18 protein-coding genes are annotated in these 20,227 nt (G+C 59.0%); 7 read left to right on the top strand and 11 right to left on the bottom strand.

Annotated elements, in window-relative coordinates; all coding sequences use genetic code 11:
* Window position 1: 1 nt before the first annotated feature.
* Both AC1EJ1_RS07565 and AC1EJ1_RS07560 read right to left on the bottom strand, forming a co-directional pair.
* Window positions 2–1,123: a DegT/DnrJ/EryC1/StrS family aminotransferase gene (locus AC1EJ1_RS07565; protein WP_058237055.1), complete on the bottom strand. Its 1,122-nt coding sequence runs from the start codon at window positions 1,121–1,123 to the stop codon at window positions 2–4.
* Window positions 1,123–1,785: an acyltransferase gene (locus AC1EJ1_RS07560; protein WP_058237056.1), complete on the bottom strand. Its 663-nt coding sequence runs from the start codon at window positions 1,783–1,785 to the stop codon at window positions 1,123–1,125. The genes AC1EJ1_RS07565 and AC1EJ1_RS07560 overlap by 1 nt, the downstream gene beginning before the upstream one ends.
* Window positions 1,786–1,909: 124 nt before the next feature.
* Here AC1EJ1_RS07560 and AC1EJ1_RS07555 point away from each other — a divergent pair, with 124 nt between their 5' ends.
* The 4 genes from AC1EJ1_RS07555 to AC1EJ1_RS07540 all read left to right on the top strand — a co-directional run bounded on the left by AC1EJ1_RS07555 (window position 1,910) and on the right by AC1EJ1_RS07540 (window position 6,439).
* Window positions 1,910–2,584, top strand: coding sequence for a glycosyltransferase family 2 protein (locus AC1EJ1_RS07555; protein WP_058237057.1), 675 nt, complete (start codon window positions 1,910–1,912; stop codon window positions 2,582–2,584).
* 5 nt (window positions 2,585–2,589) lie between these two features.
* Window positions 2,590–3,081 (top strand): DUF2304 family protein, encoded by a 492-nt coding sequence (locus tag AC1EJ1_RS07550; protein WP_480295626.1) that lies wholly within the window; start codon window positions 2,590–2,592, stop codon window positions 3,079–3,081.
* Between the two features lie 288 nt (window positions 3,082–3,369).
* The gene (locus AC1EJ1_RS07545) at window positions 3,370–4,554 is read left to right on the top strand and encodes an LCP family protein (protein WP_480295625.1); all 1,185 of its coding nucleotides are present in this window, start codon (window positions 3,370–3,372) and stop codon (window positions 4,552–4,554) included.
* 262 nt (window positions 4,555–4,816) lie between these two features.
* Entirely contained in the window at window positions 4,817–6,439 is a 1,623-nt protein-coding gene (locus AC1EJ1_RS07540; protein ID WP_480295624.1) for an LCP family protein, read from the top strand.
* Between the two features lie 186 nt (window positions 6,440–6,625).
* On the opposite strand, the gene galE is transcribed toward AC1EJ1_RS07540, so the two are convergent.
* The 6 genes from galE to AC1EJ1_RS07510 all read right to left on the bottom strand — a co-directional run bounded on the left by galE (window position 6,626) and on the right by AC1EJ1_RS07510 (window position 13,672).
* Window positions 6,626–7,621, bottom strand: coding sequence for a UDP-glucose 4-epimerase GalE (galE, locus tag AC1EJ1_RS07535; protein ID WP_058237059.1), 996 nt, complete (start codon window positions 7,619–7,621; stop codon window positions 6,626–6,628).
* 162 nt (window positions 7,622–7,783) lie between these two features.
* Entirely contained in the window at window positions 7,784–8,365 is a 582-nt protein-coding gene (gene purE, locus AC1EJ1_RS07530) for a 5-(carboxyamino)imidazole ribonucleotide mutase (RefSeq protein ID WP_058237060.1), read from the bottom strand.
* A 186-nt stretch (window positions 8,366–8,551) separates the two neighbouring features.
* Window positions 8,552–9,751: a 5-(carboxyamino)imidazole ribonucleotide synthase gene (locus tag AC1EJ1_RS07525; protein WP_480295683.1), complete on the bottom strand. Its 1,200-nt coding sequence runs from the start codon at window positions 9,749–9,751 to the stop codon at window positions 8,552–8,554.
* Between the two features lie 198 nt (window positions 9,752–9,949).
* Window positions 9,950–11,275: a HAMP domain-containing sensor histidine kinase gene (locus tag AC1EJ1_RS07520; RefSeq protein WP_480295623.1), complete on the bottom strand. Its 1,326-nt coding sequence runs from the start codon at window positions 11,273–11,275 to the stop codon at window positions 9,950–9,952.
* A 224-nt stretch (window positions 11,276–11,499) separates the two neighbouring features.
* The gene (locus AC1EJ1_RS07515; protein WP_480295622.1) at window positions 11,500–12,180 is read right to left on the bottom strand and encodes a response regulator transcription factor; all 681 of its coding nucleotides are present in this window, start codon (window positions 12,178–12,180) and stop codon (window positions 11,500–11,502) included.
* Window positions 12,181–12,415: 235 nt separating this feature from the next.
* Window positions 12,416–13,672, bottom strand: a complete 1,257-nt coding sequence (locus AC1EJ1_RS07510) for an adenylate/guanylate cyclase domain-containing protein (RefSeq protein ID WP_285016252.1) — start codon at window positions 13,670–13,672, stop codon at window positions 12,416–12,418.
* Between the two features lie 268 nt (window positions 13,673–13,940).
* On the opposite strand from AC1EJ1_RS07510, the gene AC1EJ1_RS07505 reads away from it, so the two are divergent.
* Window positions 13,941–14,774 (top strand): Maf family protein, encoded by an 834-nt coding sequence (locus AC1EJ1_RS07505; RefSeq protein ID WP_480295621.1) that lies wholly within the window; start codon window positions 13,941–13,943, stop codon window positions 14,772–14,774.
* A 199-nt stretch (window positions 14,775–14,973) separates the two neighbouring features.
* Window positions 14,974–15,996, top strand: coding sequence for a 2,3,4,5-tetrahydropyridine-2,6-dicarboxylate N-succinyltransferase (gene dapD, locus AC1EJ1_RS07500; protein WP_480295620.1), 1,023 nt, complete (start codon window positions 14,974–14,976; stop codon window positions 15,994–15,996).
* A gap of 612 nt (window positions 15,997–16,608) precedes the next feature.
* Here dapD and AC1EJ1_RS07495 read toward each other — a convergent pair.
* The 3 genes from AC1EJ1_RS07495 to fdxA form a co-directional block, all read right to left on the bottom strand.
* Window positions 16,609–17,967, bottom strand: coding sequence for a citrate synthase (locus AC1EJ1_RS07495; protein WP_074026197.1), 1,359 nt, complete (start codon window positions 17,965–17,967; stop codon window positions 16,609–16,611).
* Window positions 17,968–18,103: 136 nt separating this feature from the next.
* The gene (gene dapC, locus AC1EJ1_RS07490) at window positions 18,104–19,282 is read right to left on the bottom strand and encodes a succinyldiaminopimelate transaminase (RefSeq protein WP_285016258.1); all 1,179 of its coding nucleotides are present in this window, start codon (window positions 19,280–19,282) and stop codon (window positions 18,104–18,106) included.
* Between the two features lie 90 nt (window positions 19,283–19,372).
* Complete coding sequence (gene fdxA, locus AC1EJ1_RS07485; RefSeq protein WP_070726287.1) at window positions 19,373–19,711, bottom strand: ferredoxin; 339 nt, start codon at window positions 19,709–19,711, stop codon at window positions 19,373–19,375.
* Window positions 19,712–20,017: 306 nt separating this feature from the next.
* Here fdxA and AC1EJ1_RS07480 point away from each other — a divergent pair, with 306 nt between their 5' ends.
* The gene (locus AC1EJ1_RS07480; protein ID WP_058237840.1) at window positions 20,018–20,203 is read left to right on the top strand and encodes a putative acetyltransferase; all 186 of its coding nucleotides are present in this window, start codon (window positions 20,018–20,020) and stop codon (window positions 20,201–20,203) included.
* The last annotated feature ends 24 nt before the right edge of the window (window positions 20,204–20,227 follow it).

Here is a 20,227-nt window from a genome sequence, read left to right as displayed (position 1 = left end):
CTCACGCTCCAGCCTTGGCGCATGCGGACACGGCCTCAACGATGCGATCCAGGTCTTCAGCCGACAGGGAGGGGTGAACCGGCAGGGAGACAACCTCGCGGGCAGCCTTTTCCGTGTTCGGCAGTTCAAGACCCTCAGCGTAGGGTGCCAGGGACTGCAGGCGGTGATTCGGGATCGGGTAGTACACGCCGGAGCCGACCTGCCATTGGTCTTTCAGTGCGTCGCGGAATGCATCACGTTCCTCGCCGGTCGCGCCTTCCAGACGGATTGTGTACTGGTGGTAGACGTGTGAGTAGCCTTCCGGCACGGTCGGGGTGACCACTCCGTTCACAGAGGCGAGACCCTCGCTGAGCTTTGCAGCGTTCTCCTTGCGGGTCTTCGTCCAGCCTGCGAGTTTCTTCAGCTGTGTGCGACCAACAGCAGCAGCCACATCAGTCATACGGTTGTTCAGACCGACCAACTCATTGGCGTACTGCTTTTCCATGCCCTGGTTACGGATCAGGCGGCAGCGGCGAGCAAGCTCATCGTCAGCGGTGGTGACCATGCCGCCCTCAAGGGACGTCATGTTCTTCGTCGGGTAGAAGGAGAAGGATCCCCAACTGCCGAACGTACCCACCGGCTTGCCGTTGATCGACGCGGCGTGTGCCTGAGCGCAGTCTTCGAAGACCAGCAGATTGTGCTTCTTGGCGATCTCAAGGATGGCTGGCATGTTGGCCGGCAGGCCGTACAGGTGCACGACCTCGATGGCTACGGTCTTGTCAGTGATTGCAGCTTCAACGCTGGCCGGATCGAGGGTGAACGTGTTGACGTCAATATCAGCGAACACAGGGTTGGCTCCGGCGATGGCAACGGAGTTGCCGGTGGCAGCGAAGGTAAACGACGGAACGATGACTTCAGAGCCTTCCGGCAGCTGTGAGGCCAGCGTGGCGACGTGCTGAGCTGATGTGCCGGAGTTGACGGCCACGCAGTTCACGCCTGCGACAACCTGCTCAGAGAATTCTTCTTCGAAAGCCTTGACCTGAGGGCCCTGAACAACCATTCCGGTTGCGAGCACATCGTCAACAGCCTGACGCTCGTCGTCACCGATCAGTGGCTTTGCAGGCGGGATAAATGCACGTTCCATTAGTGAGAAACCTCTTTCAACGTTGTCTGTCCATCACTTGATTGTTCTTCGTAGTACAGGTCACCAGTCAAAGGGCAGCGGTACAGTGTCTGCCCCTCGTTCACCGGTTCGAGAGCGCTGCGGGCGCCCTCGTCAATGTCATGTCGATCCACTGGTTCAAGGCGTGCGCCCGAGCGGCCGACCCACCCAATGCGCCTGGCTGGCACGCCGGCAACAAGGGCGAAATCAGGGACGTCCTTCGTGACGACTGCTCCGGCAGCGACTGTGGACCACGCGCCGATCGTCACGGGCGCCACGCACACGCTGCGAGCGCCAATTGCGGCGCCTTCCTTGATGGTGACGCCAACCGGCTCCCAGTCAGATGCAGATTTGATGGTTCCATCCGGGTTGACGGCCCTGGGGAAGTGATCGTTGGTCAGGACTGCTGCCGGACCGATAAAGACACCATCGGCAAGGGATGCGGGCTCATAGACAAGGGCGTAGTTCTGCACTTTGCAGTTGTTCCCCATGCGAACGCCCTCGCCGATATAGGCGCCACGGCCAACGATGCAGTTTTCACCGATGTGAGCATCTTCGCGTACCTGGGCGAGATGCCAGATGCTGGAGCCTTCGCCAATGGACGCGCTCGATGCAACATCGGCAGTATCAACAATTCTGGGCATATACCCTCCTGACGTACTGTAGCCACTTAATCATACGCACTCACAGCCCAAGATCACAGGCACCACCCGCACACTTCGGCAATGCGCAGGCAGAGCGTGCGCACCGGTGTGGAATAATGCCAGCATGGAGCGATATGAGGACACGTGGCTGATTGTGCCTTTATATAACGAGGCCACAGTTGTCGGACAGGTGATCCAGCAGGCGCGGCGCACGTTCCCGAACATTGTGTGCGTGGATGACGGGTCAAAAGATGATTCCGCCAGACAGGCGCGTCTAGCCGGGGCACACGTGGTGACGCATCCCATTAACCTCGGTCAGGGCGCAGCGCTACAAACTGGATTCGAATACTTCCTCACCCGCACCGACGGCACCTACGCCGTCACCTTTGATGCCGATGGACAACACCGCGTCGAAGATGCCGTTGCGATGCGCCGCACCTCAATCGATACCGACACGCCGATTATCTTCGGCTCCCGCTTCCTTGAAGGTCACGTCGATATTTCCAGTTTCAAGCGTGTGGTGCTGAAAACGGCAGCGCTGGTGACTCGCGTGCGCACCGGAATGAAACTGACCGATGCGCACAACGGTCTGCGATTACTGCGCCGCGACGCTGTCGAACACGTGCATTTGACGCAAAACCGTATGGCACATGCTTCTCAAATCGTTGCCCAACTGGCGCGTTCAAAGATGAAGTGGCTGGAATTTCCGGTCACGATCATTTACACCGACTACTCGCGCTCCAAGGGACAGTCACTGCTGAACTCCATTAATATCCTCGTCGAATTGCTGATGGGGTGAGCGACATGTTGACAAATTACTGGCTTATCAAGCTACTCCTGCTGGCGGGGCTGCTACTGCTGGCATGGTTCGTCATGCGTCCCATACGCAATCCGAACCAACTGGCGCTCAAACGCCTCGGCATGCTGCTGATGATCGTCTTTGCAGCATTCGCGGTGCTCTTTCCCGGTCTGCTGAACCGTCTGGCCGAATGGCTGGGCGTGGAGCGAGGCATCAACCTCCTGCTCTACGCGTTGGTTTTGGCTTTCTTCATGCAAGTTGCCACGACGTATCGGCGCGATGCCGATACGGAAAAACGTTTAACGCAGTTAGCTCGCGCTATCGCGCTGTCAACACACCCGCCGCTTCCTCACTATCGTGATGACGATGCATATTCTGGGACAACCTCTGACAGCGTTTTCCCTGCCGATGCCAAGGATTCAACGGAACCTGTGCCAGATGGCGATGAAACGAAAGATGCCGGCGCCCCCCTCGACAATGACGCTGACGACAAGTAGCATCGGCGGTCAATCTGAGCAACGACGGCGCTTTGACCTCGGGCTGCGTACGCTGGCACGCCAGGGGCCGCATATGCATGGGGAACGACACGACAAACCTTGCAGTCTCAATAACGTTTGGATAACGATTTTCCGGTACAATCACACTCAATGAGTACAGCCAATCGATTTCTTGCGTTTCGCGCAATGCAACACAGCGCCACTGAAGTTCGATACTTCAGCGCGATTCGCGCTGTCCTCGGCGTGCTGGTCTCGCTTGTATTGTTAGCAGGCTGTACAGGCTTCTTTGTGATTAAAGATTTTCGTGACCAACTCTCCGAAAACATCATCGATATCAGCGATTTCGACAAGGGTGGCAAGACCGACGAAGAGAAACCACCAGGGGATCCTTTCGCCGGCAAAGCACTGAACATTCTGGTTTCCGGCATTGATTCGCGTAACAACGCAGACTACGCGTATGGCGATCCCGACGAGATCGACACCATTCGCTCAGATACCACGATGATCGTGCACATCTCGCAGGATCGCTCGAGGGTACAGGTGGTGTCGATTCCGCGCGACCTGATGACGACGATCCCCTCATGCCAGTCAGCCGAAGGCTACGAGACCTACGAACACTATGGTCAGTTCAACTCTGCCTTTGCTGACGGGGCAGGCAAAGATGACATCGCCGGCGGGATCGCATGCACGAAAGCGACTGTCGAGTTATTGACAGGACTTGAGCTGGACGGGTTCGTAGTCGTCGATTTCGCTGGTTTTGCGCATATGGTGGACGCGCTCGGCGGAGTCTGGTTTGACGTTCCTTCATACATTGAGGACTACAAGTCGGATATCTACTTTGATCCGGGCTGTCAGCACCTCGATGGGCGGCGAGCTCTTGATTATGCGCGCGTGCGCTACGGAGTGGAGGATTCTGACGGGTCCGACATTGAGAGGATCAGCCGACAGCAAGCACTCGTGGGTGTCATGTTCACAACTTTGTTGTCGAAGAACTTCATCACCGACATGCCGGCATTGCTGTCGTTCCTCAAGCAGACTCTGGCGGCGCTCAAGATGTCCAGTGAATTCGCCGACATCACTGATGACGCGGGACTGCTCATGTCACTGGCAAGTATCAGCCGTGAAAACATCCAATTCCTCATGATGCCGAACACGCCAGACGACTACGACCCCAACAGGGTCATCGCAGTTGAGCCCGACGCCACTGACGTGTGGAACGCTCTTGCCAACGATGAACCGTACCCACCTGGCAGCGAGTACCGCGACGGCAACGGCGTGATGCGCACAGTCCCCTACCCTGAGAGTGATGGACAATCCAGTGATGACAGCTCCGGGGCATTCGACGACTCTGATAACACCGAGATTGACGGCGATAATGCAACCAACGAGGCGCCGAGCCCTGATCCACTGTCAGAGGATCTCTCAGATGAGTCAGCTGAGAGCACCCCAAGTTGTCCTCCGACCGGCCACTAAACGTCAAGCCGATACGTTTCGCACGCGTCCTCGTCGTTTTTGTTGTGCCGAGTGGTCGCGTGCAAGCGACCACTCGGCGCCACACTGAGCGACAGGATTTGAGACACCGATCAGGCATACGAGCACCTTGAGCCCAATACAACGTAAATTTGACACCGGTACCCATTGGCGTGCCGCGAAGTCTCTCGCTTCTATGATGCTGTGCATTCTCGATTGCATGCGACGCACTGCCGAAGAACTCAACGAGTAAGGAATATTCGACGTGACAGACCATCCCCCGTCATTTGCACCTGACCCGGGTCGGTCTCGCCCTCGTGCCAATGATGCGCACAAAACCTCCGAGCATCGCCGCACGCCAGATGCGCAGCGCTCGCCAGGCCGCAGTGCAGCGAGCCACCTCCGCACAGCATCTGATGCTCCCGCAAATCCGAACCCCGCGGCCACACCTCAGCGCCGTTCCTTCCGTGATCCGTATGCTCGCCGTGGTACTCCTGACCCATCATCCAGCTCTTCTCGCGTCCAACAGTCCAGAGGAAGCAGCGCTACCCACGCTGATTCACATTCGCGTGCAGATCGTGGCGGCCCTGTCCACCTGGGCCGTGCGTCCTCACACAGCTCCGGCACCCAGTCCTCACAGCAATCCTCCGCTCACAATCAGCCGGTGGAGCCAACCAGGCGCATGCCATCACACACCACGCCGCGCAATCAGCGGCACCAGCCACCCTCGTTCCTGCCGGCCGACCAGGTGCGTCAGCTTCAATCTCAACGCGCTGCGCTCTCTGGCACCAACGATGACGGGACTCCCGCGACGCCGCGCCAGCAGGCTTTTCATCCGCCACGCCAATGGACGATTCCTGAGCGTTCGCATCCAGCGCAACAGTACGGCTCGTCCGGCCCATATGGCCCCTCAGAACCCTCCAGCTCATCCGCGCGCGACCGCGCACGCCCGCGACGCCGGCGTCACAGGCGCTGGCCACTCGTCCTCGTCATCATTCTGGTGCTCATCATCGGATGGCCGGCATTCCTCGTCTGGGATGCGAACCAGCACCTCGGGCGAGTTGACGCACTCACCACGAACGCGGACACTCCTGGCACCACATACCTGCTCGTCGGTTCAGATTCCCGGGCCGATGGAGCCGTCGCTGACGGTACCGAGGGCGCTCGAGCCGACTCGATTCTGCTGATCAACGTCGCGCCCAACAGTCAGGCCACCGCAATTTCACTGCCTCGCGACACGTACGTGTCGGATCCGGACTACGGCGACATCAAGCTCAACGCAGCCTACTCCCTGGGAGGTCCCAACCAGCTGGTCGCAACGGTCGAATCGCTTACCGGACTCACCGTGGATCACTACGTCGAAATCGGAATGGGCGGCGTGGGAACAATCGTTGACGCGCTGGGGGGCATCAATTTGTGCCTCGACATGGACGTGAATGACGAGCTGTCCGAGCTGAACTGGCAGGCCGGATGCCACGACGCCGATGGTCGCACCGCGTTGGCATTTTCACGCATGCGTTATTCAGATCCGCTCGGTGACATCGGCAGAGCCGAGCGCCAACGCCAGGTCATCACCAAGACCATCAGCACGGCCCTGTCCCCCAGTGTCCTGCTCAACCCGATAGCCACCCTGAGAGTTGAACGCGCCGGAGCGAGTTCACTCACCGCCGACAAGTCCGCATATTCAACCGACCTTGCCCGATTGGTGTGGGCATTCAAGTCAGCCAGTGACGCCCAACTCATGGGTGCACCGCCCATCGAATCCATGGGCTTTGAAATCGGATCTGGCTCAGCCGTTTTGCTGCGCGATACAACCGCGCCCGAGTTCTTCGCCAAAGTCGCACGCGGCCAGATCACGCCAGAGGACCTCAACCAGCTTGACGGGTAGGTCGCTAGTGCGGTCCACCTTGTAGTCGGCCGACACTCAATGGTGCGCGCCACCTGCAGACTAAACGAGCGCCACCACGTGCGCACGCTCCCCTATCCTTGGCGGCGACATGACAAAGCCGCCCTCGTCACTGTCGAAAACACCAATGACGAGGGCGACCCGTGAGCCTGTAAACTCCGCCGGCTCCTAGTTGCTGGCGGGAACCTCAAAGTGACGAGGGCCGGCCTGCCACGCTTCCCATGCGGAGCTGAGGATGTCATGGACATCCAGTTCGGGCGTCCAGTTCAGGTCCTTGCGGATACGGGACGAATCGCCGATGAGCTGAGGCGGGTCGCCGGCGCGGCGATCCAGCTCCTCGACCGGGAAGTCCCAGCCCGACACTTCGCGCAAACCGTCTATGACCTCGCGAACGGATGTGCCTTTCCCAGTGCCAACGTTGAACACGCGATGTTCCGGCTTTCCATCTTCAAGAGCATCAAGTGCGGCGATGTGTGCCTGAGCCAGGTCGCGCACGTGGATGTAGTCGCGGATGCAGGTGCCATCCGGCGTGGGGTAATCTGTGCCGAAGATCTTGGCGGACTCGCCCTTGGAAATGCGATCCAGCACCATTGGAATCAGGTTGAGGGTCGCGGGGTCTTCCAGGTCGTTCCACCCCGCACCTGCCACGTTGAAGTAGCGCAGGCCGATCCAGTTCAGGTCCCATGCGCGTTCACAGTCCGCCATCATCCACTCGGCGATGAGCTTGGTCTCGCCGTATGGGTTGATTGGTTTCTTCTCGATGTCTTCGGGGACGACCTCGACGGGCGGCATGCCATACACCGCGGCCGAAGAGGAAAAGATCATGCGGGTGACGCCTGCGTCCTGCATTGCCAGAAGCATGTTGGCGAGGCCGCCGATGTTCTGTTGGTAGTACCAGGCGGGGCGCTCCACCGATTCGCCAACCTGCTTGCGGGCGGCGAAGTGGATTACTGCGTCCACGTCCTCATCGACCATGGCGTTGGTCAGAACGCCGCGAGCTTCATCGGATGCGCAATCGATTTTGATGAGTTTCGCGTCGCCGATACGGTCAGCCGTTCCATACGACAAGTCGTCGACGACGATGACGCGTTCACCGCGCTGCTGGAGAAGCCGTACTACATGTGCGCCGATGTAGCCGGCGCCGCCACATACAAGAATACTCATGCCACTACTGTATTACGGATATGCATGCCAGGTCATGCGCGTGGGTGCGTGACCGTCCGACGAACTCTCAGTGTGACTCGAGGGGCGGCGCGCATCGGTCCGAACGCTGGGCCAGATAGATGCAGGTACTGGTTGGTGGATCGACAACGGTAGTGAAAGGTGTTAGTGCTTCTGGCCACCCAGTTCATCGCGCAGGCGTGTTCCTTTGTTCATGGCAACTGCGCGCAGATCCTGCTGGAAAGCTCGCATGTGGGCGCGAAGATCGGCAGCAGCCTCGTCGGTACCGACGCTGAGGATACGTACCGCCAACAATCCAGCGTTTCGTGCACCGCCGATTGACACCGTGGCGACCGGGACGCCAGCAGGCATCTGCACAATCGACAGCATGGAGTCCACACCATCCAAGTGTTTCAGTGGTACCGGAACACCGATGACGGGCAGTTCGGTGAGCGCTGCGAGCATGCCGGGCAGATGCGCTGCACCACCGGCACCTGCGATGACGACACGCAGACCTCGTTCGGACGCTGACCTGCCGTAATTCACCATGTCTTCAGGCATGCGGTGCGCAGAAACGACACCGACCTCACAGGCGATGCCAAACTCTGCAAGGGCATCAACGGCAGGTTTCATCGTCGGCCAATCTGAATCCGACCCCATGACCACCCCGACCAGTGGATTCTGACCGGTTGGGGTCACGATAGGAAACGCGTCGCCACCCTCGCCGCGCCGAGTGGTCGCTTGCATGCGACCACTCGTGGATTCCTCTGATGGTTGTAGGTTCATGGTGCTCCGTGTCCTCTCGTGTTGTTCATTGGTGCTTTGCGCACTCACAGCGCGCCGCCACCTCATCATCAGGCAGACCCCTGTCTTAATCTCAACGTGCCACGCCGCAGAGCGTCGCCCTCGTCAATGCCGACCAGTGTGACGGGCCTAGCCGTCCTCCTCCTCCGGCTCGCCGAACAGCGCATCGACCGCCGCCTGAGCTGCGGCCTGAGCTTCTTCCACCGTAGTCGCAGATACGTTGACATGTCCGAGCTTCCGGCCGGGTCGCACCGACTTGCCGTACAGATGGATCTTTGCCTCCGGACTCGATGCCAAAGCCTGAGACAGGCCCTCGCTGGGATCGTGTCGATTCGACCCCAGTAGGTTCACCATGACCGTGGCAGGCGCCGTCATTCGCGTGCTCCCCAACGGCAGGTCGAGCACAGCGCGAAGATGCTGTTCAAACTGACTGGTCACAGACCCGTCGATCGTCCAGTGACCCGAATTGTGCGGTCGCATGGCAAGCTCGTTCACCAACACGCGCGCACCGTCAACCCCATCAGCAACAAAGAGTTCGACAGCCAAAACACCGGTGACTCCCAGCTCAACTGCAATACGCTCCCCAAGATCTTCCGCCTGCCGGGCAAGCTCGGCAGAAATACCTGGTGCAGGCACCCGCACAATGGAGCAGACTCCGTTGTGTTGGATCGTCTGAGCAACTGGCCATGAGCGCACCTGACCGGATGGATTTCGGGCGACGAGGGCGGCCAGCTCCACCGTGAATGACACCTTTTCTTCAGCAAGGAGCGGCGCTCCACGGTCGAACCAATCGTCAACACCATGAGCATCGCTGACAACCCGCACGCCATGACCATCATAGCCGCCAACCGGTGTCTTCACGATGACCGGCCATCCAACCGCGTCGCCAAATGCTGCCAGTTCCTCGGGTGTGGTGACCTTCGCCCAACGGGGGCACGGAATCCCGGCGTCAGTGAGGCGTTCACGCATAGCGAGCTTGTCCTGCGCGTACAGCAAAGCCGATGCAGGTGGATTGATTGCAATGTCGGATCCTACTTGCCTGAGGATGTCCTGCGGAACGTGTTCATGCTCGAACGTCAGCACATCCGCGCCGCTGATGATCGTGCGCACAGCATCGATGTCCGAGGGGTCCCCCACCACTGAATGCACAACAACTGAGCCCGTTGCACCATCCTCAGCTTCAACCAGCGCATGTAGGTCGATTCCCAGTGCAATGGCACTTTCCTGCATCATGCGCGCCAGCTGACCACCACCGATCACAGCGATGACGGGGCGAGGTGAAGAAGGCGCTGGCGCACCGCTAGGTGCCCCGGTGGCATGAGACGCCACGTGACCATTTGGCGCTTCGAGGTTGTCGACGGCTGCTGCCGTGTTTGCGGATTCTTCGACTGGTGACTGCGCAGTATTTGATGAGCTCACACATAGAATCTACCGCTCACCCGCGGCTTCGTCACATCCCAGCGCACTAGGGTTGTGTGTGTGCCGAGTGGTCGCTTGCACGCGACCACTCGGCACACACAACAAAAATCAGAAGCGCCGCGAGCGCCTTCCCATTGATACCAGGGGTCCCTGCGGCATGACTCGGTCGGGGTCAATCGATGCGGGAATGGCCGCGAGTGACACGGTGAATACCGGTGGCGCTGCCTGCGTCAGTTCCAGTCGCCCGCCCATCGCTTCGGTCAGGTCGTGCGCTAATCCCAGCCCAATTCCACTGGACCCGTGACCGGATACGCCGTAGTCAAAAATCTCGGGAGCCAGTTCCTCAGAAACACCCTCGCCCTCGTCACTCACATCGATCATCACACCGCGCTTCGTGGGTGACTTGCGGGCGACCACTCGCGTTTCGCCGGCACCGTAACGCAAGGAGTTTTCGATCAGTGTTGCCAGCACCTGCCCGAGCTTCGCTGCATCGGCCAGCACCGAAGCACCCGATTCATCGGTGAAAGTCAAAGTCCGACCGGCCTGCGTGAAAGCACTCTCCCACTCTTCGCGAGCCGTGTTGAATATTTCCACCACATGGATAGCCTCGGTGTGCCCGCTGGTGCGTTTGGACGTGTCGAGCAGGTCCGTCACCACGGTCGTCAAGCGCTCGACCTGTTCAAGACAGCTGGATGCTTCTTCACGCACTTCGTCTTGCTCAGCGATCATCTCGATCTCCTCGAGCCGCATCGACAGAGCCGTCAGAGGCGTGCGCAGCTGGTGAGAAGCATCAGCGGAAAAACGGCGTTCTGCCGCCAAGCGCCCCGCCATGCGCTCTGCTGTTCTGGCCAGTTCATCCTGGACCAAGTCAATTTCCTCAATGCCGGATGGCTTCACTCGCGCACGCACCATACCGGCGCCAATTTGCTCAGCCTGAGCAGCCAGATAAATCAACGGGGCGGACAGTCGTCGCGACAGCCGCTTCGCCAAAGCCCAACCAACCAGCATCGACAGCGCTGCACCACCGATGAACAGGACAATCACACCGATCACGCGACGGATCGCGGGCATCGCGGAAGTTTCCATCGTCACAATCGTCCCCAGCGAAGATGATTCCGACGACCTGAGTTTAGGGCCCGAAATGGTCTCCCCCACCACGATTTCATCCTGCCCGCGAGCTTTCACACGTGTCCATGCATCAGCCTCTTCCACGATCAGCGGTGTCGCCCAGGCCTCAACCAGATGCTCAGAAATCTGTGTGCCCTCCGAAATGCGGCGGTCGGATGCACGCATCAGGGATTCGACGCGCGCATCCAGAGCATTTTGCTCACTTTGCCACGCCATAATGGAGCCGATCGTCGCGCCCGGAATACCCATCAGCAGGACAACGACTGTCACGGCAGCCAGGATCATTTTTGCTGCTCGACGTCCCATCGTTCCCTCCGATCTTGGCGTCAGCCCATCGTTTTGTGCAAGCGCTGACCGGTTGCACCGCAACGTGTAGACACCGGTTGGCTGCGAGCGCTTACATGCGCCGGCAGGGTCTAACAGGTGTCAGCGTTGGCTCACTGCTGGGATGAGCATTCACCATTAAGCCCCGCCAATTCCAAGCGCAGCGCAGCAAGGGGAGCGCAGCAAGGGGTTAGAGCAGGAGCGGCCTAGTGACCGTTCTTTTCGAAACGGAAACCCATTCCACGCACGGTTGTGATGTAACGCGGCGATCCGGCATCGTCTCCGAGCTTGCGGCGCAGCCACGACACGTGCATATCCAGCGTCTTGGTCGACCCTGATGGGTCGGACCCCCACACTTCACGCATCAGTGCTTCACGCTCGACCACGTTACCGGCTTCACGTACCAGCACTCGCAGCAGCTCAAATTCTTTGGCAGTCAGATGCAGTTCACGCGATCCGACGAACGCCCTATGTGCAGAGACATCGATTGTCACGTCCTGAGCGCTGATCTCACCCTCTGACACGTCACCGACCGAGCGGCGCAACAAAGCGCGCACACGAGCCAGGAGCTCAGCCAGGCGGAACGGCTTGGTCACATAGTCATCGGCACCGGCATCCAGGCCTACGACCATGTCTACCTCGTCAGTGCGAGCGGTCAGAATCAGGATAGGTGTGGTGCGGCCTTGCGAGCGGATTTCACGCGCAACCTCAAGGCCGTCAATGTCAGGCAAGCCCAAATCGAGGACAACTAGATCGGCGCCGTCAATCTCATTGAGAGCGCCTTTACCAGTGCCATGAGCTCGGACCTCGTAGCCTTCACGCCCAAGGGCGCGAGCCAGAGGCTCGGAAATCGCGGGATCGTCTTCGACGAGCAGTACTGTAGTCACGGCTTAATGGTACATCCTAGGAGCGCTCTTTCACATTACTTGACCTTTTTCATCTCAATTTGCACCGTTCTTTAACGAGGAGAACGCGGCCTTTGAGCGGGCGAGGTCACACCGTTGTCTCACGTGGCAGGTGTTTTGAGCAGGCCGGAGGCGAAGGCAACGAGACGGAATTTTATGCGCGCAGCTTAAAACAGACGCTGTAACTGACGCGGCGCTCTCCCCTCGTCCACCACCGTTATTCGTATTGACGCGAGAGCAGGTACGGAGAGACGAGGCCGAAGCCGCGAAGTTCTGTGCTGGGGAAGGTTTCGATCGCGTAGCCTTCTCCGCCTTTACCCGCGGAAACTGCCGCGGCGGTAGTCGGGTCAGTCAGGATTCGCCCAACCGGCGCGATATCCACCAGCCGAGACGCGAGGTTCACCGGCGGTCCAAATACGTCACCTGAACGGGAGAACACGTCACCCCGTACGAAGGAAGCGCGAACCGGCAAAATGTCATCATCGGCGTTAAGGCGCTCAATCAATGAGGTCACCACATTCAGTCCGGTGGGCAAATCGTCAGCAATGAAGAACACGGCGTCACCAATCATCTTGACGACTCTGCCGCCTGCTTGAGTCACAGCGATTCGGCTCGCGTCCTCAAAACGTTGGATCAGGCCAACTAGCTTGCCGCCCAGGATGGTCGAGGAGGCCGTGTATGAGACCATGTCGACAAAACCGAGGGATCGGTTCAGCGGGAATCGACGCCTGGCTGATTCGTGCCCGCGCTGCGAGACTTCATGGTCGACGCGATCCAGGAGCGAGTGCAGCTGTCGCTGCCAGGAGTATACGAGAGTCTCGCCCAGCAGGTCGACGTACTGGCGCATCTGGTCGAGTGTGACGAGGCGGGCCGCTGTATCATCAAGCCTCAGGCGGCGGACAGAATCTTCCACAAACGCTTCCACCTGCCACAACGCAAGGCGGTCGGTAATGTGGGAGTGGGCTCGGAGCAAAGACTGTGCGGTGGATCGGTCGACACTTCCATCGGCGACGAGCTGAGTCCACTTGGCGTAAATTTCCTGGTCACGGTGGGTGAAGAGCGGCGATTCGGGGTCGGCGTCCGGGAAGCCCATCGTCGTCCAGAAATCATTCACGTCGTCAACGGTTCCGCCAACCGCGTTGGCAAGGTCTTCAACGGTCAGATGCGGGATTTCGCCTAGCAATTGTTCCTCGTACTCGCGTATCGTGGCTCCCGCCCCGCGGCTCACTCCCGCCTGCACGCTTCCCCGTTCTTCCCCCGCTTGCGCCGAGTGGTCGCGTGCAAGCGACTGCTCGTGATGCATAGAAGATGGCGAGCCCGGCTGCGCGGACGGTTGATCGTCTTCTGAGGGCACAACTGAACTGGCCGGACGTGAGGGCGGGTGCTCAGAAGTTCTGCTCGACGAAGCATCACTGTGACCGTCTCGCTGATCATTGTTGCTGTCGTTAATGTCAGCTTCGCACTGTCCAGTCACGCACCATTCCTCCCTTCCGTACTCGCATCCTTCTGCATCAGTATTCTGCATCGCGCAGCGTAAGCCGTAGCGTTATCTCTTCGCCTGACACACTTGTGAAAGTAGCGTTCGTATCGCCCCAACGCGGAAATTCTCCGCGATTGGCATGCCACCTGCATGAATGCAACCTTCCATAGCATAGCGCCTTATGTGTCGATCGTCACGTTCCCCGTTATCCGCGAGTGGTCGCGTGCACGCGACCACTCGTCGAAGTGACACACTAGGCGGTATGCATCTAGTTTTGGCTTCCCGTTCGCCGGCGCGCCGCGCGACGCTCCTATCAGCTGGAATTACACCGATTGTCATGGTGTCAGATGTTGATGAGGACGAAGTTCTCCGACGGCTCAAAGAAACCTTCTCTTCGTCAAGTGACCCTGCACACGAAGACTCATCGCCTGCCGACCAAGTTCTCGCTTTGGCTCAGGCAAAATGCCTCGCGGTGGCAGACAGGCTGGCCTGCGCTTACCTCGACCATACGGCCGTCGACGAGGCTCGTGCCGAAGATCGCACACACGAAGACCTTATCGTCGTGGGCTGCGACTCCATGTTCGAACTGGATGGCGTCATGTATGGAAAGCCGCATAACCGCCTGACTGCCATCGAACGCATCAGGTCGATGCAAGGACGCAGCGGCACGTTGTGGACAGGGCACTACGTCGCCCTCCTAACAGCGCAAAGCCACAATTCGATTGACGAAGAGAGTGCCTCTCCCCTCGCTGGCGTGAAGCCGTCCCGTGCCCCCGAACCCGCCGCTGACACGCCCAAGTCGACGGACGTGGCCTATCAAGTTGCGCGAACGGCCGGGCGTTCAGCTTCCACAACCGTATATTTCGGCTCAATGACCGACGAAGAAATCAAAGCGTACGTTGACTCGGGTGAGCCGCTTGAGGTGGCGGGCTCATTCACGATCGATGGTCTTGGAGGGGCATTCGTCCGGGGCGTCGAGGGGGATCCCCACTCCGTTGTTGGTATCTCCTTGCCGCTCCTTCGGTCGATGCTGGCTGAGCTGGACGTATTCTGGCCCGACTTATGGGATCAGCACAACAGGCCCAACGGGCACTGACACCCATTCAAACCATTCGACGATCTCACAATATGGGAAAACCTGATCGCGTTTCAATCCTCTTGTGTGCCGAGTGGTCGCTTGCAAGCGACCACTCGGCACATGCCTCGTCGACTATCGCACCCACCTGCGAGCCGCCTGCAGCCCTCCCCCTCACCAAAGTCCTTCCGGGGAATGCCAAGCACCGTAAACTGAGACCATGACTGAGGACACAACTGAGACCCACAATATGAACGCATGGGGAATTGGGCTGGCAACAGTTGCCGACGATGGTCACACACTGGACGTGTGGTACCCGCACCCCCATTTGGGCGAACGTTCTAACTCGGCCCCAGACGCCGAGCTCTTCGATATGCTCTCCGAACTGGAACGACGCGATGAGGCTCGCGGAGTGCACACACAGGTTGTCACCTGCACCGCCGACCTAGAGGATCGCCCTCAATCCACCGCCGATGCCTACCTTCGCCTGCATCTTTTGTCCCACCGGCTCGTCAAGCCCAACACGATCAACCTCGACGGCATTTTCTCGCGCCTCCCTTCAGTTGTGTGGACGTCGGCAGGCCCGTGTCCGATCGATGACTTCGAAGGAACCCGCCTTCGCCTGCGCCAACACCTCGGCCGTCCTGTCACCGTAACCGGCGTGGATAAGTTCCCCCCGATGGTGAACTACGTCGTGCCAGATGGAGTCAGGATCGCTGACGGTGCGAAAGTTCGCCTGGGTGCCTACCTGTCGAAGGGCACAACAGTCATGCATGCCGCGTTCGTGAACTTCAATGCGGGCACGCTGGGCCGCAGCCTGATCGAAGGTCGTATCTCGCGCGGCGTTGTCATCGGTGATGGATCCGACGTAGGCGGCGGAGCTTCGACCATTGGCGCTCTGAGCGGTAGCGGCGACGACCAGGTCCGCCTGGGCAAACGCTGTCTGCTGGGCGCAAACTCCGGCTTGGGCATTCCGCTGGGTGATGACTGCGTGATCGAAGCCGGACTGTTCCTGACAGCCGATACCCAGGTGGCGCTCATGCCTGGAGGCGGCGTCATTCCGGGCGCGAACGGTCTTTTCGCAGAACCGCGAACAGTGGAGGCTCGTGAACTTGCCGGAGCCTCGAATGTTCTCTTCAAGCGCTCCGTGTCCGGCAGAATTGAAGCCCACGCGCGCGGAGGCCGCTCAATCGAGTGGAATGACCCGCAGCAGCATCATCGTGAAAACCACGAGGACGACTAGCCGAGCCGCATACTTGAGCTCTCCCCCACCGTTAGGTCTTTGAATGGAGGCCAGCCTCCTCGTGACGTGATCGTGATGCTGGGTGCAGCGACGCGTGGCGGCACGTCCGGGTGCTAATAAGCCGGAAGCCGCATCGCATTTGAGCGTCACGTGGAGATAGCGGGGTAACGTCATGTTCCTCGCTCCCAGCAAATAGGACCTCCGAGATCAGTCATTTCCTAGTGGGCCAGCCAGCTTCTAGGTGCCTGGCTATTGCAGGGGTGCTGGGCGCTGCTTATGCCCGTGGTTGATACTGCACGAGGGTGGCTCATGCTATCCACAATTTCGTCATTTTTCTCATATTTTCTGTGGATTACTGCACCTTTTCAGTAAGGTCACACCCTGTAGCGCACCCAAACTTAATTGTCAAATTGGCGTCTTTCCAACGATTTCCGGGACTGCGCCGACTGGTTCCACACAGTCCACAGTTTTATCCACAGTCCTCGCGTCCAGTCGCCCGCAACTAGGCCACACAGACCGAAACGCGGAAGGAGAAGTCCCCCAGCCCTCAACAAGATCTCGCGAGTGGTCGCCTGCAAGCGACCACTCGCGAAAAAACAAAAACTGCGCGGACTAGCTACGCTGGCGTAACGGCACGTAGTCGCGTTCAACCTCACCAATGTAGACCTGACGGGGCCGACCGATCTTCGTTGCCGGGTCCTCCGTCATCTCCTTGTACTGCGCAATCCAGCCGGGAAGACGCCCCAGCGCGAACAGCGGTGTGAACATCTTGGTTGGGAAGCCCATCGCCGAGTAAATCAGGCCAGTGTAGAAGTCAACATTGGGGTACAACTTGCGTTCCTTGAAGTAATCGTCATTCAAGGCAATATCCTCGAGCTCCATCGCGACATCCAGCATCTCATCGCGTTTGCCCAGACGAGACAGCACATCGTGAGCCGTTTCTTTTACGATGGCCGCCCTCGGATCGTAATTCTTGTACACACGATGGCCGAAGCCCATCAAGCGCACGCCCTCTTCCTTGTTTTTAACCTTCTCAACGTAGGACTGAACTGATTCGCCCGATTCGATGATCTGGTTGAGCATCTTCAGCACGGCTTCGTTGGCACCGCCGTGAAGCGGACCTGCCAGCGCGCCAATTCCCGCTGCCACTGATGCATACAGGTTGGCTTGCGAGGAGCCGACGAGGCGGACGGTGGACGCCGAGCAGTTCTGCTCATGATCGGCGTGCAAAATGAACAATGTGTCGAGAGCATGCACCAGCGCCGGATCAATGTCATAGGACTGGTACGGCATGCCGAACGTCATACGGATGAAATCCTCAGTGTAGGAACGTTGAGCATCTGGGTACAGCAGTGGCAGGCCGGCGGCTCGCTTCGCGATGTAGCTGATCATGGTGGGAAGCTTCGCCAGCAGCAATACGAGCGCCACGTTGAGTTGCTCGGGGTCGCGCGGATCCAGCGTGTCCTCGTAATAGGTGGCGAAACCGGCGACACCTGCCTGGAGGATCGCCATCGGGTGCCCGCGGTGCGGGAATGCTGTAAAGAACGCCTTGAAATTCTCGTGAAGCAGGCGGTGACGCTGGATACGACGGATGAACAGCTCAAGTGTCTGCGCGTCGGGAAGTTCACCATAAATCAGCAGGTAGGCAACCTCGAGGAAGGAGGAATGCTTCGCGAGCTGTTCAATGGGGTATCCACGATAACGCAGGATTCCTTTCGCGCCGTCAATAAACGTGATGGCAGACTCGCACGATCCGGTGTTGACGAAGCCGGGGTCCAACGTCACAACGTCAGTGTCTGAAAGCATTTTCGTGATGCGTACGCCATCAGAGCCGGCGGTCGCATGGACGCGTTCAAGCGGCAGCGTCTTGTCACCAATAGTCAGGCAGCCGTCCGGTTTAGCTTCGGCGTCATGTGGCTTTGACGAGGACGGGGCTGCTTTCGTTGACTGATCGGAAGCTTCAGTGCTCATCGGTATGTACTACCTCCTCAAACAGGCGCGACTACATCGACGCATGGGCTTATAGTCCTACTTTAATACCCCCGAGGTCAGCTCGCGCAGGGATCTCACATCCAGTAGCGCAGCCCCATCCTCGTCGCATTGGATCTTAGCGACTATTCGCGCTCGCAAACCCGTCAGAAATGAGGCGGCGGGCCGCAGTTTGGATGCGTTCGTCGGTTGCGGTCAGGGAGACTCGTACGAAGTTGGTTGAGCGTTCTCCGTAGAAGTCGCCTGGTGCCACGATCATTCCACGCTCGGCAAACCAGTCGACAAGGTCCCAGCCGTTCATGCGTCCACTCGGATCGCTCACCCATAAGTAGAGACCTGCTGCCGAGTGCGGGTCGACGCACAGCCCCGCGTCCTCAAGGGCACGCTTCAAAATGGTGCGGCGAGCTCCATACAGGGCGTGCTGGTGCTCAACGTGGTCGGTGTCCGTGAGTGCGACAGCCATCGCGTGCTGTATGGGCGCGGGGAGGATCATTCCGGTGTGGCGTCGCACGGTGAGAACTCGAGAGATCAGGTCGCGATCCCCTGCCATCAGTGCGGCTCTGTAGCCAGCCATGTTGGACTGTTTCGACAGGGAGTACAGGACTATGATTCCGGTTGGGTCACCGTCGCAAATGTCGCGATCAAGCAAGGATGGGACACCCTCGGAAGTAAAAGGAGCCTGCCAAGGCAAGGCGGCGTAGCACTCATCCGAGACCACTATCGCACCCTTCTCTCTCGCCCATTGGACGCTTGCATGCGACTTCTCGCGAGTGAGGACGTGCCCAGTGGGGTTCGACGGCGAGTTCACCCAGACGAGGGATGCGTCAGGCCACGTGTCGACGCGCTCTGGATCCACGCGGATGCATCGCGCACGGATGAGGCGGGCGCTGATGTCATATGTAGGGTAGGAAACTTCCGGCACAAGGATGGTGTCATCGCTAGTCAACCCCAGTTCGAACGGCAGCCATGCGACCGCTTCCTTCGACCCGATCGTCGGAATGACGGCCGCCGATTGTGCAGTTGCCTCCCGTGGAGATTGGAGAGGAACCATACCTCGCTTCGATGCCCACAGAGCCATTGCCTCCTGGAGTTCCAGCGTGCCTTCAACCCGAGGATATCCAGCAGCATTAGTGGAATTGGCGAGGGCGTCCTGGATGATCGTGGGTGTGGGGTCGACCGGTGTGCCGATCGAAAGGTCACACACGCCACCGGGATGCTCCGCGGCGCGTGCGCGCGCCGGTTCCAGACTGTCCCAGGGAAAGTCAGGCAAATTCAAGGGACGGAGCAGAGCATTCATACAAGTCTCCAGCAAATAAGTGGCGAGTGGTCGCTTGCACGCGACCACTCGCCAATATAGTCATCACAGCGATGCACTGATGGGACTGCCTCAGTTTTGGGACAGGTACTCCTCGTTTTGAGGCGGAAGACCCTGAATCATCTCATCGTCGAATTCTTGTGCTCCGACACGCTGCGCGCCGCCTGGCGAGCCGAGATCTTTGAAGAAGTCAACATTCGCCCGGTAATAATCCGACCATTCTTCGGGAAGGTCATCCTCGTAAAAAATGGCCTCGGTCGGGCACACAGGTTCGCATGCCCCGCAATCAACACATTCATCGGGATGAATGTACAGCGATCGTTTCCCCTCGTAAATGCAGTCCACAGGGCATTCATCCACGCAAGCACGGTCTTTGACGTCCACGCAAGGTTGCGCGATGACATACGTCATGAGATCCCTCCCTCTTCTCAACGCGACGTGCACTCGAGGCCATCACATATCCCACGGGACTGCCGGCTCATCGCACAGCTCGACGCGTTGACTATATTAGTGCCACTATTATCACTCATATGCGACAGCATTCAGGCTGCGACCACCATTTGCGCGTGGACTCTCAGCGATTTCTCCTGTAAAGACGCCACTTAGTCGCAGTGGCGCCCAATCAATCAAAGAAAGCTCATGTTCTCAGAAAACACGTCACAACCTGCCAATAGGGCTCAACACGGCTTTCCTAAACAACCGCCTGAGCTTCCTTGGATGAGATGGGCAGTTGGCACTCGGGTCGTGGTGAGGTATCGCGAAGGCGAAGGCTTTCGCGATGCTCTGGGGACTTTACTGGAAGTTGCGCCCGACCACGTTACTATCGAGGCGCGGCGGGGAATCGTTCGTGTCGAAGCGGACACGATGGTGACCGGAAAAGTCGTCCCTCCTGCGCGCTGGTAGCAGGGCACGAAAAGGCAACCATCC

The organism is Pauljensenia sp. C0170B4 (genome assembly GCF_056590235.1).
Note: the sequence above shows the minus strand (reverse complement) of the source record. Positions and strands in the feature narration are given on the sequence as shown.

What these genes read in the sequence shown, in the direction of transcription:
- AC1EJ1_RS07495 (WP_074026197.1), bottom strand. Translation starts at nt 17,967, where the DNA reads ATGAGCACTGAAGCTTCCGATCAGTCAACGAAAGCAGCCCCGTCCTCG.
- AC1EJ1_RS07565 (WP_058237055.1), bottom strand. Translation starts at nt 1,123, where the DNA reads ATGGAACGTGCATTTATCCCGCCTGCAAAGCCACTGATCGGTGACGAC.
- AC1EJ1_RS07560 (WP_058237056.1), bottom strand. Translation starts at nt 1,785, where the DNA reads ATGCCCAGAATTGTTGATACTGCCGATGTTGCATCGAGCGCGTCCATT.
- AC1EJ1_RS07505 (WP_480295621.1), top strand. Translation starts at nt 13,941, where the DNA reads ATGCATCTAGTTTTGGCTTCCCGTTCGCCGGCGCGCCGCGCGACGCTC.
- AC1EJ1_RS07520 (WP_480295623.1), bottom strand. Translation starts at nt 11,275, where the DNA reads ATGGGACGTCGAGCAGCAAAAATGATCCTGGCTGCCGTGACAGTCGTT.
- galE (WP_058237059.1), bottom strand. Translation starts at nt 7,621, where the DNA reads ATGAGTATTCTTGTATGTGGCGGCGCCGGCTACATCGGCGCACATGTA.
- dapC (WP_285016258.1), bottom strand. Translation starts at nt 19,282, where the DNA reads ATGAATGCTCTGCTCCGTCCCTTGAATTTGCCTGACTTTCCCTGGGAC.
- dapD (WP_480295620.1), top strand. Translation starts at nt 14,974, where the DNA reads ATGACTGAGGACACAACTGAGACCCACAATATGAACGCATGGGGAATT.
- fdxA (WP_070726287.1), bottom strand. Translation starts at nt 19,711, where the DNA reads ATGACGTATGTCATCGCGCAACCTTGCGTGGACGTCAAAGACCGTGCT.
- AC1EJ1_RS07550 (WP_480295626.1), top strand. Translation starts at nt 2,590, where the DNA reads ATGTTGACAAATTACTGGCTTATCAAGCTACTCCTGCTGGCGGGGCTG.
- AC1EJ1_RS07480 (WP_058237840.1), top strand. Translation starts at nt 20,018, where the DNA reads ATGAGATGGGCAGTTGGCACTCGGGTCGTGGTGAGGTATCGCGAAGGC.
- purE (WP_058237060.1), bottom strand. Translation starts at nt 8,365, where the DNA reads ATGCAAGCGACCACTCGGCGCGGCGAGGGTGGCGACGCGTTTCCTATC.
- AC1EJ1_RS07555 (WP_058237057.1), top strand. Translation starts at nt 1,910, where the DNA reads ATGGAGCGATATGAGGACACGTGGCTGATTGTGCCTTTATATAACGAG.